The organism is Nonomuraea sp. NPDC023979 (genome assembly GCF_040639085.1).
GTDB lineage: Bacteria > Actinomycetota > Actinomycetes > Streptosporangiales > Streptosporangiaceae > Nonomuraea > Nonomuraea ceibae.
In genome coordinates this window covers 114,375-131,867 of sequence record NZ_JBEZZG010000010.1, presented here as the reverse complement: position 1 = coordinate 131,867, position 17,493 = coordinate 114,375, and the positions used below count along the sequence as shown (strand labels likewise).

14 protein-coding genes and 1 pseudogene are annotated in these 17,493 nt (G+C 73.9%); 10 read left to right on the top strand and 5 right to left on the bottom strand.

Features of this window, described 5'->3' with window-relative positions; translation table 11 throughout:
- The first annotated feature begins 136 nt into the window (after window positions 1-136).
- From AB0G11_RS19980 to AB0G11_RS19965, 4 genes are all read left to right on the top strand, one after another.
- On the top strand, window positions 137-2,215 hold the full coding sequence (locus AB0G11_RS19980) for an MMPL family transporter (RefSeq protein WP_357587327.1): 2,079 nt from the start codon (window positions 137-139) through the stop codon (window positions 2,213-2,215).
- 83 nt (window positions 2,216-2,298) lie between these two features.
- On the top strand, window positions 2,299-3,555 hold the full coding sequence (locus tag AB0G11_RS19975; protein ID WP_308125895.1) for a sensor histidine kinase: 1,257 nt from the start codon (window positions 2,299-2,301) through the stop codon (window positions 3,553-3,555).
- A complete protein-coding gene (locus AB0G11_RS19970; RefSeq protein WP_308125896.1) occupies window positions 3,543-4,184 on the top strand; it encodes a response regulator transcription factor in 642 nt (213 codons plus the stop codon). Before AB0G11_RS19975 ends, AB0G11_RS19970 begins: the two co-directional genes overlap by 13 nt.
- Complete coding sequence (locus AB0G11_RS19965; RefSeq protein WP_357587325.1) at window positions 4,181-4,906, top strand: DUF4097 family beta strand repeat-containing protein; 726 nt, start codon at window positions 4,181-4,183, stop codon at window positions 4,904-4,906. Before AB0G11_RS19970 ends, AB0G11_RS19965 begins: the two co-directional genes overlap by 4 nt.
- 22 nt (window positions 4,907-4,928) lie before the next feature.
- Here the strand turns inward: AB0G11_RS19965 and AB0G11_RS19960 are convergent, their stop codons facing one another.
- Complete coding sequence (locus AB0G11_RS19960; RefSeq protein ID WP_219508241.1) at window positions 4,929-5,075, bottom strand: hypothetical protein; 147 nt, start codon at window positions 5,073-5,075, stop codon at window positions 4,929-4,931.
- Between the two features lie 355 nt (window positions 5,076-5,430).
- Between AB0G11_RS19960 and AB0G11_RS19955 the strand changes: the two genes are divergently transcribed.
- From AB0G11_RS19955 to AB0G11_RS19945, 3 genes are read left to right on the top strand one after another with little or no spacing between them, the layout of a single operon-like run.
- Entirely contained in the window at window positions 5,431-7,317 is a 1,887-nt protein-coding gene (locus tag AB0G11_RS19955; RefSeq protein ID WP_219508242.1) for an ABC transporter permease, read from the top strand.
- Window positions 7,318-7,374: 57 nt separating this feature from the next.
- A complete protein-coding gene (locus tag AB0G11_RS19950) occupies window positions 7,375-8,103 on the top strand; it encodes an ABC transporter ATP-binding protein (protein ID WP_219508243.1) in 729 nt (242 codons plus the stop codon).
- Window positions 8,100-8,861, top strand: a complete 762-nt coding sequence (locus AB0G11_RS19945; protein ID WP_219508244.1) for an alpha/beta fold hydrolase — start codon at window positions 8,100-8,102, stop codon at window positions 8,859-8,861. The genes AB0G11_RS19950 and AB0G11_RS19945 overlap by 4 nt, the downstream gene beginning before the upstream one ends.
- On the opposite strand, the gene AB0G11_RS19940 is transcribed toward AB0G11_RS19945, so the two are convergent.
- Both AB0G11_RS19940 and AB0G11_RS19935 read right to left on the bottom strand, forming a co-directional pair.
- Window positions 8,850-9,440 carry a DUF6461 domain-containing protein gene (locus tag AB0G11_RS19940; RefSeq protein WP_219508245.1) on the bottom strand — a complete coding sequence of 197 codons (591 nt, stop codon included), beginning with the start codon at window positions 9,438-9,440 and terminating at the stop codon, window positions 8,850-8,852. The two genes, AB0G11_RS19945 and AB0G11_RS19940, sit on opposite strands and share 12 nt — an antisense overlap.
- A gap of 159 nt (window positions 9,441-9,599) precedes the next feature.
- Window positions 9,600-10,904 (bottom strand): prenyltransferase/squalene oxidase repeat-containing protein, encoded by a 1,305-nt coding sequence (locus AB0G11_RS19935; RefSeq protein WP_219508246.1) that lies wholly within the window; start codon window positions 10,902-10,904, stop codon window positions 9,600-9,602.
- Between the two features lie 52 nt (window positions 10,905-10,956).
- On the opposite strand from AB0G11_RS19935, the pseudogene AB0G11_RS19930 reads away from it, so the two are divergent.
- A pseudogene (locus tag AB0G11_RS19930) lies at window positions 10,957-11,766 on the top strand (hypothetical protein); the annotation flags it as partial.
- 221 nt (window positions 11,767-11,987) lie between these two features.
- Here the strand turns inward: AB0G11_RS19930 and AB0G11_RS19925 are convergent.
- Complete coding sequence (locus tag AB0G11_RS19925) at window positions 11,988-12,959, bottom strand: carbohydrate kinase family protein (protein WP_246645559.1); 972 nt, start codon at window positions 12,957-12,959, stop codon at window positions 11,988-11,990.
- Window positions 12,956-13,468 carry an NUDIX domain-containing protein gene (locus AB0G11_RS19920; RefSeq protein WP_219508248.1) on the bottom strand — a complete coding sequence of 171 codons (513 nt, stop codon included), beginning with the start codon at window positions 13,466-13,468 and terminating at the stop codon, window positions 12,956-12,958. The genes AB0G11_RS19925 and AB0G11_RS19920 overlap by 4 nt, the downstream gene beginning before the upstream one ends.
- A gap of 299 nt (window positions 13,469-13,767) precedes the next feature.
- Between AB0G11_RS19920 and AB0G11_RS19915 the strand changes: the two genes are divergently transcribed.
- Window positions 13,768-16,101, top strand: a complete 2,334-nt coding sequence (locus AB0G11_RS19915; RefSeq protein WP_357587323.1) for a hypothetical protein — start codon at window positions 13,768-13,770, stop codon at window positions 16,099-16,101.
- Between the two features lie 96 nt (window positions 16,102-16,197).
- Window positions 16,198-17,493 (top strand): DUF559 domain-containing protein, encoded by a 1,296-nt coding sequence (locus tag AB0G11_RS19910; protein ID WP_357587321.1) that lies wholly within the window; start codon window positions 16,198-16,200, stop codon window positions 17,491-17,493.

Here is a 17,493-nt window from a genome sequence, read left to right as displayed (position 1 = left end):
GCCCGTGCGTGAAGTCCCTGGCCGGGCCCCCGGTCAGGGACTTCGTCACGTCCGGGCGGGGGCTGTACCTAGTACCACCCGGAAACGGCAACAGGCACTCCCGACAGCCGCTCTCCCCGCTGCCACAGTGAAGAGCATGCTTAGTCGGATCGGCAGTTTCTGTTACCGCCGCCGAGGATGGGTTCTCGCGGCCTGGATCCTGATCGTCGTCGTGGGAGGGACGTCCGTCGGCCCCCTGCTCCACACCGTCAACTCGGCCAACTACATCAGGGGCCTGGAGGCCGACGAGGGCCAGCGCGCCCTCGTGGAGGGCCGTACGCACGGCCGCGAGTTCACCACCGTGGTCGCCGGGATGGACCGGGCGGCCCCCGAGCTCGCCCGCGCGCTCGCCGACGTGCGGGCCATCCCCGGCGTGCACGCGGTCGGCGAGCCGTACGCCGGCGACCGCGGGACCGGCGCGGCCGTGCAGGTCCGGCTCGTGAAGGCCGGCGACCAGGGCGTGCCGCTGCGGCAGGCGCAGGAGCGCCTCGGCGACCTGGCCGAGGAGCGGCCCGGGGTGAGCGTCCGCTTCGGCGGGATCGACCTGATCTCCGACGACACGAACGCGATGGCGCAGCAGGACATGGCCAACGCGACCATGTACTCGCTGCCGATCACGCTGGTGGTGCTGGTCTTCGTGTTCGGCGGCCTGCTCGCCGCGAGCATCCCGGTGATCACGGCGGTGGCGACCATCGCCTCGTCGTTCGGGCTGATGCTGCTGGCGACCCGCGTCCTGCAGATCGACAACACCGTGCTCAGCGTCGTCGACCTGCTGGGGCTCGGCCTCTCGATCGACTACGGCCTGCTGCTGGTGGCCCGCTACCGGGAGGAGCTGGCGGCCGGACACGACCGGCCGGAGGCCGTCCGCCGGGCGTGGGCGACCGCCGGGCGCACGGTGCTGTTCAGCGCCCTCACCGTCGCCGCCGCGCTGTCCAGCCTGCTGGTGATCCAGCAGCCCCGACTGCAGACGATGGGCGCCGCCGGCATCGCCTCGGCCCTGCTCGGCATGCTGGCCGCGGTCACCCTCGTCCCGGCGCTGCTCGGGCTGTTCGGCAAGCGGGTCAAGCCCGCACGGGTGCGGACCCGGCCGGACAACGGGGTGTTCGCCGGGATCGCCCGGGTCACCCAGCGCGTGCCGGTGCTCGTCCTGGCCGGCGTGCTGCTCGTGCTGGCCGTCGCCGGGAGCACGCTGACCGGGCTCCAGATCAGGATGGCCGGCGCGGAGAGCGTCCCGCCCGGCACGCAGTCGCTCCAGGTCGAACGCGAGGTCTCCGCCCACTACGGCTTCACCAGCAACCCGCCGCTGCGCGTCGTCGCCGAGACCGGCCCCGCCGAGCTGGCCGCCTGGAGCGCCGCCTTCCGCGACGACCCCGGCATCGCCAGGATCGAGCCGCCCCGCGCCGAGGGCCCCGGCCTGTCGTCCGTCGGCATCCTCGTCCACGGGGACCCGCAGGGACCCGCCGCCGAACAGGTGCTGGACCGGCTGCGCGCCGACCGGCCGGACGGCGTCCGCTCGTGGGTGACCGGTGAGACCGCCGGCATGTTCGACCTGCTCGACCGGACCTCCCGCGACCTGCCGCTCGCCGTCGCCGTCGCCCTGCTCGCGATGCTCGTGCTGCTGTTCCTCATGACCGGCTCGGTCGTCGCCCCGCTGGTCGCGGTCGTGCTCAACATCGTGTCGCTCGCGGCCACGTACGGCATGCTCGTCCTGCTCTTCCAGCACGGCCTGCTGTCCGGCCCGCTCGACACCCTGCCCGTCTCCGGGCTGAGCGTCTACCTGCTGGTCACCGTGTTCGCGTTCGGGTTCGCGTTCGCCATGGACTACCACGTGTTCCTGCTGGCCCGGATCAAGGAGTACGCCGACCGCGGGCACGACACCAACACGTCCGTACGCCACGGCCTGCAGCACAGCGGACGGCTGATCACCCTGGCCGCCGCCGTCATGGGCATCGTCTTCGCCTGCTTCGGCGCCTCGAAGATCGGCGACATGGAACAGCTCGGCGTGGCCCTGCTCGTCGCGGTGATCGTCGACGCCACGCTCGTGCGCTGCCTCCTGCTGCCCGCCACCATGACCCTGCTGGGCCGCTGGAACTGGTGGGCGCCGGGCCGGATGCGCCGCGCGCACGAGCGCGTCGGGCTGCGCGAGCACGAGCGCGACCCCCTGGCCAGGGTGTGATCACCGCGGGCTTGTCCCGGGGGCGGGCGCATGATTGCCTACCAACGGATTCGGCCGCAACGGGTGGAGAACGGGGAGGGCTCGTGACCGTCGGGGGACGGGTGTTACGCGCGCCGTGGCAGGCCCGCACCTGGCTGGCCACGTTCCAGATCGCCGCGGGCAGCGCCGTCGGGATGCTGGCGTTCACCGTGCTCAGCGTCGTCGGCTCCGCCGTGGTCATGCTCACCCTCGTCGGCGTCCGCTGGCTCCCCCTGTCGGCCCTGCTGTGGTGCGGGCGGACGTGCACGCGCATGCACCGCTCCCGCTTCGCCGCCCTGCGCGGCGCACCCATCCCGGCCGCCGTCCACCCGCCCCCCGAAGGCCAGGGCCTGCGCTCGCGCGTACGGGCCGAGCTCCAGCAGCCGGTGGTCCGCTCGCGCCTGGCCTACAGCCTGCTCAGCGGCCTGGTGCTCACACTGGGCGCGGCCGTCTCGGTGACGCTCTGGACGGCCGGCCTGCTCGGCGCCACGATCATCGGCTACGCGTGGGCGCTGCCGGCCCGCAACGGCTTCGGCTGGGGCCTGCACGAGCCCGCCACGCTGCTGGCGCTCACGGCGGCCGGGCTGCTGTGCCTGTTCGGCGCCCCGTGGGTGGTGCGCGGCCTGGCCGCCTGGGACGCCGCCGTCGCCACCCGCCTGCTCACCTCCACCCACGTCGACCAGCTCGCCCGCCGCGTCGAGGTGCTGTCGGAGAACCAGATCCGCCTCCTCGACGCCGCCGACGCCGAACGCCGGCGCATCGAACGCGACCTGCACGACGGCACCCAGCAACGCCTGACCTCCCTGGCCATGAACCTGGGCATCGCCAGGGAGCTGCTCTCCGACCTCCCGCCGGACGCCCGCAAGCTGATCGCCGACGCGCACGAGGAGGCCAAGCAGGCCCTCACCGAGCTGCGCGGATTCGTCCGGGGGCTGCACCCTGCCGTCCTCGACGACCGCGGCCTCGACGCCGCGCTGTCCGGGATCGCGGCCAGGCTGCCGCTTCCCGTCCACCTCACCGTGGACGTGCGGCCACGACCCTCACGGACGATCGAGGCGGCGGCCTACTTCGTCGTCTCGGAGGCACTCACCAACGTCGCCAAACACACGGAGGCCGACAACGTGCACATCGAGGTCAACCGGCGCGACGACCGGTTGCGCATCCGGATCGCCGACGACGGCGGCGGCGGCGCCAGCCTGGACAAGGGCTCCGGCCTGCGCGGGCTGCGCGACCGCGTCAGATCCGTCGGCGGCGAGCTGCGCATCGACAGCCCGGCCGGCGGGCCGACCGTGATCGACGTGGAGATGCCGTGCGTGTCGTGATCGCCGAGGACTCCGCGCTGCTGCGCGAGGGGCTGGTCCGGATGCTGGAGCTGGCCGGTATCCAGGTGGTCGCCACCGCCTCCGACTCCGACGGGCTGCTGGCCGCCGTCGAGGAACACCAGCCGGACCTGGCGCTGGTCGACGTGCGCATGCCGCCCACCCAGACCGACGAGGGCATGCGCGCCGCGCTGGTCGTCCGCGAGCGGTGGCCGCACGTCGCCGTGCTGGTGCTCTCGCAGTACGTGGAGGAGCAGTACGCCACCGAACTGCTCGTCGGGGAGTCCAGCGGCCTCGGCTACCTGCTCAAGGACCGCGTGGCGAACTTCCGCGAGTTCCTGGAAGCCGTGCGCCGGGTCGCCGCCGGCGGCACCGCGCTCGACCCCGAGGTGGTGTCGCAACTGCTCGTCCGCCGCAGGCCCGACAGCCTCTCCCGGCTGTCGGCCCGCGAGCGCGAGGTGCTGACCCTCATGGCCGAGGGCAAGTCGAACGCGGGCATCGCGATGGGCCTGGCGATCAGCGAGAGCGCCGTCGCCAAGCACATCAACGGCATCTTCACCAAGCTCGACCTGCCCACGACGGACACCGACCACCGAAGGGTGCTCGCCGTGCTGAAATACCTGAAGGCATGACCGCCTCACGCCGGGCCCGGGCGGGCTGGATCACGCTCGGCGTGGGGGCGGCGCTGCTCATCGCCGTGCTGATCGGCCTGACGCTGTGGTCCTGGCTGGCCAGGCAGAGCGAGACGCAGCGCCAGACCCACCAGCGCCCGGCCGCCCGCGTCACGGTGGACCTCAGGATCGGCGAGGTGCGCCTGCTCCCCGGCGAGGCCGGGCGGGTCGACGTCGAACGGCGGCTGACCTGGTCGGGCCCCCGGCCGGCGCTGACGGAGCGGTGGTCCGGCGACACGCTCGGCATCCAGGCGCGCTGCGACGAGGACCTGCTGATCGGGGCCTGCTGGGTCAGCTACACGATCCGGGTCCCGGCGGGGACCGCCGTGGAGGCGCGGACCGCCGAGGGCGACATCACGCTGCGCGACCTGACCGGGGAGCTGCGGCTGGCCACGGAGACCGGCGCGATCACGGGCACGGGGCTGCGGGCGGCCGACGTCGAGGTCAGCGCCCAGCTGGGCGACATCGCGCTGAGATTCGTCCGGCCGCCGGGCTCGGTGCGGGCGGATTCGCAGGCCGGGAACATCGACGTGGAGGTGCCCGAAAGTGACGGTTACGCGCTCGACATTCGCAGCGGCATCGGCGAGCCGGACGTCGGAGTACGCGCCACCGAAGGCGCGAAGAACAATATTTCGGTGCACAACAGTACGGGCGGGATACGGGTCGCGTATTTGGGGTCCTGACCAGCCGGGAGGCTCACGCCGGTCAGTCGCGGTCGCCGTCGGCCGGTCGCCCGGACGGGTCGTCAGCCGCCGGCTCCGCCCGCGCCCGGTTGGGGCACCCGGCGCATTCGCCGGGCTGCGTGCGGCGCAGCAGGACCGGGCACCATTCCCGCGAGTCCGTATCCGTCATGCACACATCGTGTCAGGTTTCCTGGCAGGTGTCGGTAAAGGGGGTGCTACTTCCCACCGGTAGCTAACTCCACCTCGGTCGTGGAGCAGGCACCCGGAGGGCCTCATTGAAATGCTGAAACGGCACCCTTTCATGAAATGCTATAGTCTCACTATATTTGGCGGGAGTATTGGAATTCTGTCCATTGACGGGCAGGATTAGCCTGCGTATCGAGCCATCCGGGGGATTTCGGCACGCGGCCCGTCCGGCCGCCGCACGGCTCGTCGACCCCGACTGTCAACACGATCGTCAGCGCGGCCGTCAAGACGGTCGCCGACGTCGTCCCCTCTGTCGCTGAAGGTGTGGAGGTTCGCCTGTGCTGAGCATCGCGATGAGCACGCTCCGGGAGCGGTGGGTGGCCTTCGTCGTGTCCCTCGTCGCCCTCGCCCTGGGCGTCGGCATCATCGCCACCATCGCGCTGGTGATGAACTCGGCCCTCACGGGCTTCCCCGGCCAGCGCGCCGCGCTGACCGGGACCGTGGTGCTGCTCAGCGTGTCGGCGGGGGTGACCGGGTTCGCCACCGTCTTCATCGTGGCCTCCACCTTCGCCCTGACGGTGATCCAGCGCACCCGTGAGCTGGCGCTGTTCCGGCTGATCGGCGCCACCCCGCAGCAGGTGCGGCGGATGATCGTGATCGAGGCGCTGCTCCTGGCCGCGATCGGCTGCGTGGCCGGGGTCGTGATCAGCCTCGTGGGCGCGCCGGTGCTGGCCTCGGTGCTGGCGTCGAGCGGCCTGGCGCCGTCCTGGTTCGAGGTGTCGATCTCGCCCGTGCCGCTCGTGCTGGTCTGCCTCGGCGGCATGGGGCTGACGGCGCTGAGCGTGTCGGTGGCCTCGCGGCGGGCGGCGACGATCCGGCCGACGCAGTCGCTGCGCGAGTCGGCCGGCGACCCGCCCGGGGCGCGGCCCGGCAGGTCCGCGCGCACCGGTTGGGGCGTCGCGCTCCTGCTGATCTCGCTCATGGGGATGGGCGTGGTCGCGGCCGTGCTGCCGGAGCTCGCCACGGTCCCCGTGGTCTACCTGTGGGTGCTGCTCACGCTGGTCGCGGCCGTGGCGCTGCTGGCCCCGGCCCTCGTCCCGCCCGTCCTGAGGCTGCTGACGCTGCCGTGGGCGCGCGGCGGCAGCGCGATCGGCACCCTGGTCCGGGAGAACACCCTCACGATGGCCCGGCGCACCGCCGCGACGACGCTACCCATCCTCATCACCGCCGGCATGTCGATCAGCCTGCTCGGCGCGCTGGAGACGATCGGCCACGCCCAGTCGGTCGAGGCGGGCGAGCGGTTACGCGCCGACTACGTGCTGGTGCCCGAGGGCGGCCCCGCCATCAGCGCCGAGGCGCTCGATCGGGCACGGAAGATCCCCGGCGTCCGGATCGCCCCGCTCGCGCCGACGACCGTCCAGGTCACCGGCGAGGCCGGCCTGGCCGACGGGTTCTGGGGCTACGCCACCGACGCCCAGCGGTTCGCCGCGATGACCTCGCTGCCGCTGATCGACGGCACGCTGGAGGACTTCGGGCCCGGCGGCATCGTGGTGTCCGACATCTGGGAGCTCGGCGCCGGGCAGCGCGTCACGGTCACGCCGGACGGCGGCAAGCCGGTCCAGCTCACCGTGGCCGCGGTCGTCGGCGACAGCGCCGGAGGCGGCGACTTCTACCTGGACGTCTCCGACACCGGCCCGCGCCCGGCCGAGGCCGCGTACGTACAGGCCGGGGGCGAGGCCGCGGCGGCGCTGCGGGAGCGGAGCGGCGAGCTGGGGGCCTCGCTGCTGACCAAGGCCGAATGGGCGGCCACGGTGGGCAACAGCGACCAGGGCACCGGCGTGATCGGCATGCTGGTGACGCTCGGCATCGCGATCGTCTACAGCTGCATCGCCATCGTCAACACGATGGTCATGGCCGCCACCGCCAGGCGGCGCGACCTGACCCTGCTGCGGCTGCTCGGAGCCACGTCACGGCAGGCGGTGGCGGCGCTGCTCGCCGAGTCGGTCGTGATCGCGGCGGCCGCGATGGTGCTGGCCACCGCCGCGTCCGCGATCAACTTCGCCGGGCTGCTGGCCGCGCTGACCCAGGTCGTGCCCGGGGCCACGCTGGCCGTCCCGTGGGCGCCCGTCCTCGCGTTCGCCGCCACGAGCGCCCTGCTCGCCATCCTCGCCACGACGCTGACCGCCACGGCGGCCGTGCGCACGCCCGCCCCGTTGTCAGAGTGACGTGCCAGAGTGACGCGCCAGAGTGACGACAGAGTGACGACAGAGAAGGTGACTGCCATGGACTTCGCCGTCGAGCTGCGCTCGGTGCGCAAGACGTACGGGACCGGGAGCGCCGCGGTGACCGCGCTGGCCGATCTGAGCATCGGCTTCGCCACGGGCAGCTTCACCGCCGTGATGGGGCCCTCCGGGTCCGGCAAGTCCACGCTGCTCCAGTGCGCGGCCGGGCTCGACCGGCCCGACTCCGGCCAGGTGATCCTCACCGGCGTCGAGCTGGGCGGGCTGGACGAGCAGCGGCTGACCACGCTGCGCCGGGAGAGGATCAGCTTCGTCTTCCAGGCGTTCAACCTGATCACCGCGCTGACGGCCGCGCAGAACGTGGGGTTGCCGCTGCTGCTGGCGGGCCGCAAACCGGCCGCCGACCAGGTGCAGCGCGCCCTGGCCGAGGTCGGACTCGCCGAGCGGAGCTCCCACCGCCCGGCCGAGCTGTCCGGCGGGCAGCAGCAGCGGGTCGCGATCGCCCGCGCCCTCATCACGCAGCCGGCGGTGCTGTTCGCCGACGAGCCGACCGGCGCGCTCGACACCCGCAGCGCCAAGGAGGTGCTGGAGCTCATCCGCGCGATGGTCGACCGGCACCGCCGCACCGTGATCATGGTGACGCACGACCCCGTCGCCGCCTCCTACGCCGACTCGGTGGTCTTCCTCACCGACGGGCGCGTGGTCGACACCCTGCACCGCCCCACCGCCGACCGCGTCGCCGGCCACATGACGAACCTGGAACGCCGATGAGCCCCTACCACGGCGACCTGTGGGTCCGCCGCTTCCACGAGCCCCGGCCCGGCGCGCCGCGCCTGGTGTGCTTCCCGCACGCGGGCGGCTCCGCGAGCTTCTTCGTGCCCCTGTCGCAGGCGCTCAGCCCCGGCCTGGAGGTCCTGGTCATCCAGTATCCGGGCCGTCAGGACCGGGTCGCCGAGCCGTGCGTCGAGGACCTGAACGCGCTCGCCGACGAGATCTTCCTGCGGGTGCGCAAGCTCGCCGGCCCGCCCCCGGCGCTGTTCGGGCACAGCATGGGCGCCACGCTCGCCTTCGAGGTGGCGCAGCGGCTCGAAGGCGACGGGATCGCGGTGCCGCACCTGTTCGTGTCGGCCGCGCGCAGCCCCTCCTCCGAGCGGTCGGAGGAGGTCCACCTGCGTGACGACGACGGCATCATCGCCGAGATGCGCCGCCTCGACGGCACGGACGACGTGCTGCTCCTGGACCCCGAGCTGATGCGGCTCGTGCTGGGCCCGATCCGCAGCGACTACAAGGCGCTGGAGCGCTACCGCTACGCCGGTGGGGTGCTCGCCTGCCCGGTGACCGCGCTGGCCGGTGACGCCGACCCGGGCACCAGCCTGAGCGCGGCCCGCTCCTGGCGCGACCACACGGGCGGCGCGTTCACCTTCAGGCGGTTCCCCGGCGGGCACTTCTACCTGACCGACGAGCTGGCCGGGGTCGCCGAGGAGATCAGGCGGACCCTGCTGCCGCCCGATCCCGGGTCAGTCGTCTAGCGTCTCCGCGCCCAGGAACGGCTGGGCCAGCAGGCCGGCGGAGAAGGGCAGACCGGTGATGCGCTCGGCCAGGGCGAAGGCCCGCTCGATCGGACGGTCGATCTCACCGCCGGGGACCAGGCCGGTCGCGCGCATCTCCGCGGCGAACCGGTCCGCGTCGGCGCCCGAGGGGAGTTCCGGGTGGCGCGGGTCGAAGGCGACGACCGGCGTGCCGTCGACGATGTAGGCGAAGCTGTCGGAAGCGTAGTCGTGGCGGCAGATCGAGACCACCTCCGTCCCCTGGGACACGGGCCCGTACACGTCGGGGTCGACGGCCAGCTGCCAGCCGCCCGGCTCCACGACCACGGTCCAGTCGCCGGCCTTCGTGGCGCCGATGAAGCCGGCAGCGTCCTCGCGCATGGTGTCGATCGAGCGTTCGCCGAGGTCGTCGAACGCCACCTCCTCCAGGGTGTCCTCGTCCACGCCGAAGCGGCGCAGGACCTCGTCGGGGGTGAGGTTGCGTACGAAGGACACGCAGTAGACGTCGTCCAGCGTGTCGGCGCCGGGGAGAGGGACGAGGTGTCCGGGGATCTCGGTCATGGTCGCTCCTGTGTCGATGTGAGCGGAATGATCGCAGACGTGGCCGACAGATCGGTGCGCAATGGTGGGCGCACGAGCTGGCCAAAAATCTATACAAACCGGACAGAAGGCCATAATCTCTACTTGTCCCAGTCGGGGGGCGACTGGGACGCCAAAACTTTACGGCTCGGCCTGCTTGCGCTGCATGACCGCCGAGATCACCAGCAGCGCGACGGGGACGAGCAGACCCAGCGCCAGGTCCTTGGGCTCGATGAGCCCGGCCAGCAGGCCGGCGGTGCCGCCCAGGCCGAAGGTGGCGAACACCACCCAGGCCCAGTGGCGGCGCGCCCAGCGCAGCGGACGCGGCCTCGGCCGGGCGGGCAGCAGCGGCTTCAGGGCCGCCGCCAGCGGCCGGTCACGGTCTCCGTGCCGGAGCACGACGACGCCCTCGGCCCAGACGACCCGGTCCGCGGCACGCGCCAGCGGCAGCGCGCGGATCCCGGCCAGCGTCTCCACGCACGGCCACACGCCCCACAGCGTGACGTTCATGTCGTGGTTGTTGGGCCACGAGCCGTCGTCGCACTGGTCGGTGACGATGCGGTGCACGGCCTCGGCCAGCCGGGCCGTCACGTCCGGCTCGGGCACGCGCGGGTGGCGCATGAGCGCCGTGGCGGCGACCGGCAGCGCGTAGTGCATGAGCGGCGGGGGCCGCCAGATCTCGCTGCCGGTGGCGCTCGGCAGCCGCACCGCCGTGCTCTCCACCCGGTTGTGCTTCTCGTCCAGCGAGCCGGTGTCGACGTGTTCGAGCAGCCAGTCGAACCGGCCCCGCAGCCGCTCGTCGGCCGGGTCGGCCCCGGCCGCCAGCAGCGTCGTCAGTGCCATCGCCGTGTGCGCCACCCTCGGCGTCGCGCCCGGCTCCGCGCCCCACGCCCGGGGGAACAGGCGCTGGTCGAGGAGCCAGGCCACGCCGGACTCGACGGCCGGATCGTACGGGGCCGCCGCCACGAGCGCGCGCAGCGCCAGGCAGGTGAGCCAGGTGCGCGGCGGGCAGTCGGCGAACGATCCCCAGCCGCCCGAGGGGTGGCGGTTGCGGCGCAGCCACTCCACCGCGCGGTCCAGGTCGGGGGAGTCGGGCCGGGAGTCGCACCGGAGCGTCGCCAGGCACCGGATCACCCAGGCCGTCGCCTCGACGACCGGGCGCTCGCCGCTCGTGTTGGTCCACCAGCCGCCGTCGACGCGGGGATCGGCGTCGCGGAGCTGCCTGGCCCGCAGGAAGGCGAGGGCGTCGGTGAGCTGGTGCGGCTTCTCTCCGGCGGCGTGGAAGGCCAGAAGCGCCACCGCGGTGGCGGTGGCGCCCGGGGGAGGGGTTTCGAGCATGTGGTACCAGCCGCCACCGCCCGCGGGGCTTTCGGTGTAGGTCCGGCGCAACAGGCTCGTCGACCGGCGCAGCGCGCCCTCCACCTGGGTCAGGTCTATCTCGTACATCGAGCCCTTTCGTGCCGGGCCGCCTGAGATCTCGCACGCATCGTACCTATTGATGGTGTTGCCGGGGATGGTGCCGTTGAATATGTTTGGGGAGCCTTTCGTGATTGATCTGGATAAATCCTGTATTTCGGCGTCCCTTATGGAGCAGGAGCGCATGAACGAAGGCGACACGGCGGTCATCGGCGGAACACCGGAGTGGGCCGCCTCCCTCCGCGACGGGGCCGGGCTCGTCCATCTCGGACCGTCCCCGGACGGCTACGCGGTGGAGGGAGCCGTGGTCAGCAGGCCCGCGGGCGGGGCCCTGCCGTACCCACCGGGGTTCTTCCGGCGCGTCCACTGCGACCTGACGGCCGCCGCCGGCCTCGCGGCGGAGGCGCTGACGCTCCCCGCGCCCGGCGGGACCGTGACCTTGAGCCGGGTGCCGGAGGCCGAGCGGGAATCATGGCGCGAACGGCTCACCGCAGCCGGGCTCACCGCCACGGAAAAGAACGGCGCGGTAATAGGGCGGAACAATGCAACCGCACGGGCGGAAGAAACGGACTGCGTTTTCTGTGCCCGTTATCGATTCCGGATGAACGCCGACGCCGGAGTGCCGGGAGCGGCCAGTGTGCTGTGGGGTGACGACGACCTGTGGTGCGCCCCCGACCTCGCCCCGCTGCGGCCCGGCCACCTGCTGATCGTGTCCACCGCGCACCGCCCGTGCTTCGGCGCGTGCCCGCCCGCCCTGCTGGACAAGCTCGCCGCCTGGCGTGCCCTGGTGACCGCCATGCTGGCCGGCGCGTACGGCCTGCCCGTCACCTTCTTCGAGCACGGCCCGGCGACCTCGCAGGGCGGCGGCGCCTGCATCGACCACGCGCACCTGCACTGCGTCCCCGGCCTGCCGTCCCTGCGCGAGCGCGTCGAGGCCGAGGGACTGCGGGCCGGCCCGTACGGGATGACGGGCCTCTACCGCCGCCGGACCTCCTACCTGTACGTGGAGGACGCCTCGGGCCCGGCCGTCTACCCGTGCCGCGCGGCGCTGCCCACCCAGTTCCTGCGCAAGGCCGCGACCGCCGAAGGACGGCCGTGGCGCTGGCAGGAGACCTACGGCACGTTGGCGACGCGCGAGCTCTTCCTGGCGACGTTGCGCGCGCTGCTGCCGTGGGCCGACCGGCTGCTCAGCGGCCAGGCCGACAGCAGCCAGCGCAGCTCGGCCGCCGTCACCGCGTCACCGAACCCCATGGGCTCGCGGGCCAGCTCGTAGCCGGTCTCGTAGTCGCGGTGGACGAGGCCGTGATGGTAGACCGTGGACCGGCCCATGTTGCCCGCCCCCGACCTGATCAGCCACACCGGTCCGCCCGGCAGCGCCGCGTCGAGATGCGGGAAGAGCTGCGCCGGCGTCGCGCACGGCGTGCCCAGCAGGCCGTTGAGCGTCTGCAGCTCGGCCACGACGACGTCGGCCGCGTGCAGCGCCGGCAGCCACCGGCGGGAGTCCACGCGCCGGTGGAGGTCATGGGGCACCATGTCGACGCAGACCAGGGTGCCGCCGGCGTGCGCGATGCCCGCCGCCTCCAGCACGGCGCGGGCCGAGCGCGGGTGGAGGAGCTCGTAGCCGGTCAGGAACAGCACGTCCGCCTCGGCGATCGCCCGCCCGGCCGCCCGCACGTCGGCGGGGGCGAGCAGCTGCCCCTCCGGCAGCGGCTCGGCGACCATGAGCCGCACCCCGTCACCCGGCCCGGCGTCGCGCACCACCACGACGCGGCCGGTGCAGACCCCCTCCACCACGGTCAGGCGCGGCTCGACGCCCAGGGCGGCGAGCTCGGCCAGGATCGTCTCGGTGAACGCGTCACGGCCGATCCTGGCGACCAGCTCGACCCGGTCGAACCGGCCGACCGCCTGCCGGGCCAGGCCGAGCGCCACCCCGGCGGGCGTGACGTCCACCGCGCCGTAGTGCAGGCGGTTGGCGTCCAGTTCGGCGAAACGCAGCGAGTCGAGCCGGACGCGCACGTCCACCCGGATCTCCCCGATCACGACCAGGCGGCCCGCACGCCCGCCCGGCGGCCGGGCCGCCGTCATGCCGAGAGGGAGTCGGTGAGCCCCCGCCGGAGCAGGCGGACGAAATGCTCGACGGCCTGGTCCATGCCGGGAATGAGCGGATATTCGGCAAGCTCGTCGAGCGCCACCCAGCGGACGTCGCTGATGTGGTCGCCGGGCACCTGGTGCGCGCGGGACAGGCGGCGCGACAGCGGCCGGCAGATCCGGCCCACCGCGATCGCGCGGACCCGGGAGCGGCCCTCACCGCGCATGAGCCAGTCCCACATGTGAAACGGCGGCCCCGGCTCGATGTCGATGCCCGACTCCTCGCGCACCTCGCGGACGATGTGCTCGTCCAGCCCCTCGGCGGGCTGCATGCGCCCGCCGGGCACTTCCCACAGCCCCGGATGGTAGGGGTCGGCGGCCGATTTGCGCACCAGGAGCAGCCGCCCGTCGTCGGCCAGGAACGCCTTCTGCACGAAGGTGACGTGCACGTGCTGACGGCCGGCGCGATCCGCCTCGGTCAGGCCGCCCAGGAGCTGCTTCGCCACGGATTCCACCCCTGCCGAATAGGGAACGTCCTTGCGTGAGCCGGCGCCCAACCATAGCGCCCTTTCATTCTTCGCAAGACTCGAATGCCCGGCTGCTTGCGATTCTCCCGGCTGGAAATGAGCGGATCTTGCATTCCCAGTATCGGGGTAAAGGCGCGGGAATGCCAGACGAGTCGCCGGACGGCGGTTATTCCATTATCGAATCGGTGAATTTCGGGCGGCTTAATGCGGCGTCGCGTTGATCAACCCGTGGCCCGCGTGCTCTTGATCTTCGGGGCGTTCACTGGGAACTTGTCGGGGTGTCCAAGTGGAGTCGCGTTCTCTGGAAAGGGCTGGCCGTCGTGCTGCCGGCCGCCGCGCTGGCCGGGCTCGGCGGCTACGCCATGTCGCTGGGCGGGCCCGGCCTGAGCGAAGCGCTGGCCTCGGCGCCGCCGGAGGCCACCGCCGTCACGGTCACCGGGCTGATCACGGCCGAGACGTACGCCCGCATCGACGGCGTCGTCCGCGAACAGGCCGGGGCGGCGCTCGGCGGGGCCGGGGGCGAGCCGGCCACCCGGTTCCGCTCCGACGCCTACGCGATGCCCGGCCAGGAGAACCTGCGCCGGCCCGAGCGGCTCAGGTTCGACAGCGTGAGCGACCTGCGCGAGCACGCCAAGCTCGTCGAAGGCGCCTGGCCCGGTCACGGCGGCGCCGACGGCACCGTGCAGGCCGCCGTCTCCCAGCCCGCCGCCACGCTCGCCAGGCTCCGCGCCGGACAGGAGATCACCGTCCAGGGGCGCATCGACGGCAAGCCGGTCAAGGTCCGGATCACCGGCGTCTACCTGCTCGACGACCCGTATGGGCCGCGCTGGGCCGACGACCCGATGCTCGCCAGGGGCGTCGACGAGCGCGACTACTACACCACGTACGGCCCGCTGATGGTCGACCAGCGGACCTTCCTCGACCGATTCGCCACCAACGTCAAGGCGTCCTGGACGTTCGTCCCCGACCTGACCGGCGCCGACGCGCACGCGACGGCCGCCAGGGTCGAGCGCCTGCGCGAGAGCCTGCTGAGCGCCGGGTGCGCCGACTGCACGCCCGTCAGCGCGCTGCCCGCGACCGTGGCCCGGCTCGACGCCGTCACCGCCGCCTCCCGGGCCGCCGTGCTCGGGCTCGCCGGCGGGCTGGGCGCGGCCCTGCTCCTGCTGCTCGTACGGCGGCCGGGCGTGCGCGGGATCTCCGTCGCCCTGGCCGCCGCCCTCGTCGTCACCACCGTGTCCACCGCCGCCACCTGGCGCACCTCCCAGGCAGACCAGGCGACCCACCAGGCAGGCGCCGACCTGCGCGTGCACGGCCCCGCCGAAGGCGGCACCCCGCACGCGCTCGGCCGCGGCAGCGCCTTCGCCGCGCTGCCCGGCGTCACCGCCGCCGTGCCCGCCCACCGGGTGACGGTCGTGGTCGACCTGCACGACGCCACCCTCGTCGGCCTCGACGCCGACCGCCTCGGCCAGGCGTACCGGATCCGCCCCGACCTGTCCGACCGCGCCGTCGCCGAACTGGCCGCCGGCCTCGCCGCCGGACGCCCGGCCATCGGCGGGCTGCCCGTCCCCGGCACGCCGCGCACGCTCACCGTCGAGGCCGAGACGCCCGACGGGCCGCTGCCGCTCGTCCTGGTGGTCTCCGACGCCCTCGGCGCCTGGCACGGCGTGCCCGTGCCGCCGCTGCGCACCGGCGCCACCGACGTCGACCTGTCCGCGCTGGCCGGCCCCGGCGAGGAGATCGCCTACCCGCTCACCGTCCGCGGGTTCCTCGGCCGCGTCGTCGACGGCGTCCCCCGCACCGCGACCGTGACCGCCCTGCGCGCCGGCGGCCAGACGCTCACGCTGCCCACCGGCCAGCAGTGGACCGGCGGCGAGCAGGCCGACAGCGGGCTGTTCACCGTGCGCGTCGCCGACAGCGCCGTCACCGTCCGGCCCGTGCCCACCGCCGCGCCCGTGGACGGGCCGCTGCCCGTCGTCGTCACCGCCGACCTCGCCGCCGCGCACAACCTCGAGACCGGCCGCGAATCGGTCATCCTTCTCGAACGCAAACCCGTACGCGTCAAGGTCGCCGGCATCGTCGACCGGCTGCCCGCGACCACGCCCGCGCTCCCCGGCATCCTCGCCGACTGGCCCACCCTCCAGGTCCGCGAGCTGGCCGCCGGGCGGCTCCCCGCGCCCGCCACCGACTGGTGGCTCGCCACCGGCGACCCCCAGCGCACCCGGGCCGCGCTCGCCGCCCACCCCGGCTGGGACGTCCACCTCGCCCGCTCGCACGACCTGGCCGCACCCCTCCTCGGCGACCAGCGGGCCGCCCTCCTGCTCGGGCTGGCCGCCGCGCTCGCCGTCCTCGTCCTGGCCGCGCTGCTCGCCGGGGCCCGCGCCCTCTTCTACGCGGCCGGGGGAGTGGCGGCCGGGCTCGGGCTCGCGTACGCGCTCGCCCCCGGGCTCGTCCGCGCCGCCCAGGCCGCCCCCGTCGTCCCGGAACCGGTGCCCGACCTGGCCTGGCCCGTGGCCGTGGCCATCCTGGTGCTGCTCGCCGGGCTGTCGGGCCTCGTCCACGTCCGGCGCGGCCGGGCCCGGCCGGAGGCGGTCCCCGTGCCGGTACGCGTCTGAGACCCTTTCGCCGGACAGCCGCGGGCGGGCCCGTATAGCCTCGCCGATGGTTCCCCCGCTGTCCCCCCGCTTTCTCCCCCCGACGAGGACTGGCCTGTGGTGCGCTCATGGTCGCGATCACCGGCCGGCCGGGTGGTGTGGGCCGGGGCCGACCCCGACGCGATCGAGCTCGCCGCCGATCCGCTGCCCGAGGATGGCCCCGCGATCGTCACCTACACCGCCCGCCCGGCCCGCACCGCCGCCGACCTCGTCGCGGCGGTCCTGGACGAGCTCGACGCCGCCGCGCTCGCCCTCTTCCCCGCGTGGCTGCCGGCCGCCGCGACGCTCGACGGCCCCGGCGGCGCCGCCCCGGCCGCGGTCCGCGCCCTGGCCCTGCGCGAAGCCGCGACCAGCCCTCACTTCGGCCCCTTCCTCGCCGCCCTGGCCACCCGCGCCCTCGCCACCCACACCCCCGTTTCCGCGCCCGGCTTCGGCCCTCTCCCGGGTACGGGTCCCACCCCTACCTTCGACCAGGACCAGGACCAGGACCAGGGCGAGGGCCGGGGCCAGGGCGCGGCCCGGGATCAGGCCGGGGCTCGGGGCCAGGGCGGGGGCGGGAGCCGAGACCAGGGTTGGGGCCAGAACCGGGGTCGGGGCCGGGGGCGGGGGCGGTTCGGGCCGGAGGCGCGGGCGGCGGGGCTGGCGCGGGTGCTGGCCGCGAGCTTCCGGCGGGAGTGGACGGCCATCCTGGTGCGGGTCCCCGGTGAGCTGCCGTCCGCCGCGCAGGAGGTGCTCGTCGCCGGCTGCGAATGGCTCGCCCACCGGGGTGGGTTCGGCGTGTGGCTGGCCGGGGCGCCGCTGCCCGCCGTGGACCGGGTGCCCGCCGTCCCGCTCCCGCTCCGGCCGCTCCGCCTTCCCGCCGTCCACACACTCCCCGGCGAGCGCGTACGCATCCCCACCGACCAGGCGGAGAGCGTACGGCCGGCCGGTTGGACGCCGGATGACCCGCGCCCGCCGCACGGGGAGGCGGAGGGCGGAGGGCTGGGGTATCCGCCGGTGGCGGGGCGGCCGCATCCGGCGAGCCGCAGCGAGCAGGCGCTGGAGGACGCACTCGCGCCCCGGCCCTGGGCCGCCGGGCGGGCGTGGAACCGGACGTACCAGCCCCACCCGCTGGCCCCGCCCATCCGGGTGGACCTGCTGTGGCAGGCGGAGCGGTGCGTCGTCGAGATCGACGGCCCCGACCACCGGCGGCCGGCCAAGTTCGCCGACGACCGGAGGCGGGACGTGCTGCTCCAGCTCGCCGGTTACGCGGTGCTGCGCTTCACCGATTCCCATGTGTTGACCGATCCCGGATCGGTGGCCCGGCAGATCGAGCTGTTTCTGCGGAGCCGCCGCGGGACTACCGAAGGATGA

What these genes read in the sequence shown, in the direction of transcription:
- AB0G11_RS19980 (WP_357587327.1), top strand. Translation starts at nt 137, where the DNA reads ATGCTTAGTCGGATCGGCAGTTTCTGTTACCGCCGCCGAGGATGGGTT.
- AB0G11_RS19965 (WP_357587325.1), top strand. Translation starts at nt 4,181, where the DNA reads ATGACCGCCTCACGCCGGGCCCGGGCGGGCTGGATCACGCTCGGCGTG.
- AB0G11_RS19960 (WP_219508241.1), bottom strand. Translation starts at nt 5,075, where the DNA reads ATGACGGATACGGACTCGCGGGAATGGTGCCCGGTCCTGCTGCGCCGC.
- AB0G11_RS19950 (WP_219508243.1), top strand. Translation starts at nt 7,375, where the DNA reads ATGGACTTCGCCGTCGAGCTGCGCTCGGTGCGCAAGACGTACGGGACC.
- AB0G11_RS19945 (WP_219508244.1), top strand. Translation starts at nt 8,100, where the DNA reads ATGAGCCCCTACCACGGCGACCTGTGGGTCCGCCGCTTCCACGAGCCC.
- AB0G11_RS19940 (WP_219508245.1), bottom strand. Translation starts at nt 9,440, where the DNA reads ATGACCGAGATCCCCGGACACCTCGTCCCTCTCCCCGGCGCCGACACG.
- AB0G11_RS19935 (WP_219508246.1), bottom strand. Translation starts at nt 10,904, where the DNA reads ATGTACGAGATAGACCTGACCCAGGTGGAGGGCGCGCTGCGCCGGTCG.
- AB0G11_RS19925 (WP_246645559.1), bottom strand. Translation starts at nt 12,959, where the DNA reads ATGACGGCGGCCCGGCCGCCGGGCGGGCGTGCGGGCCGCCTGGTCGTG.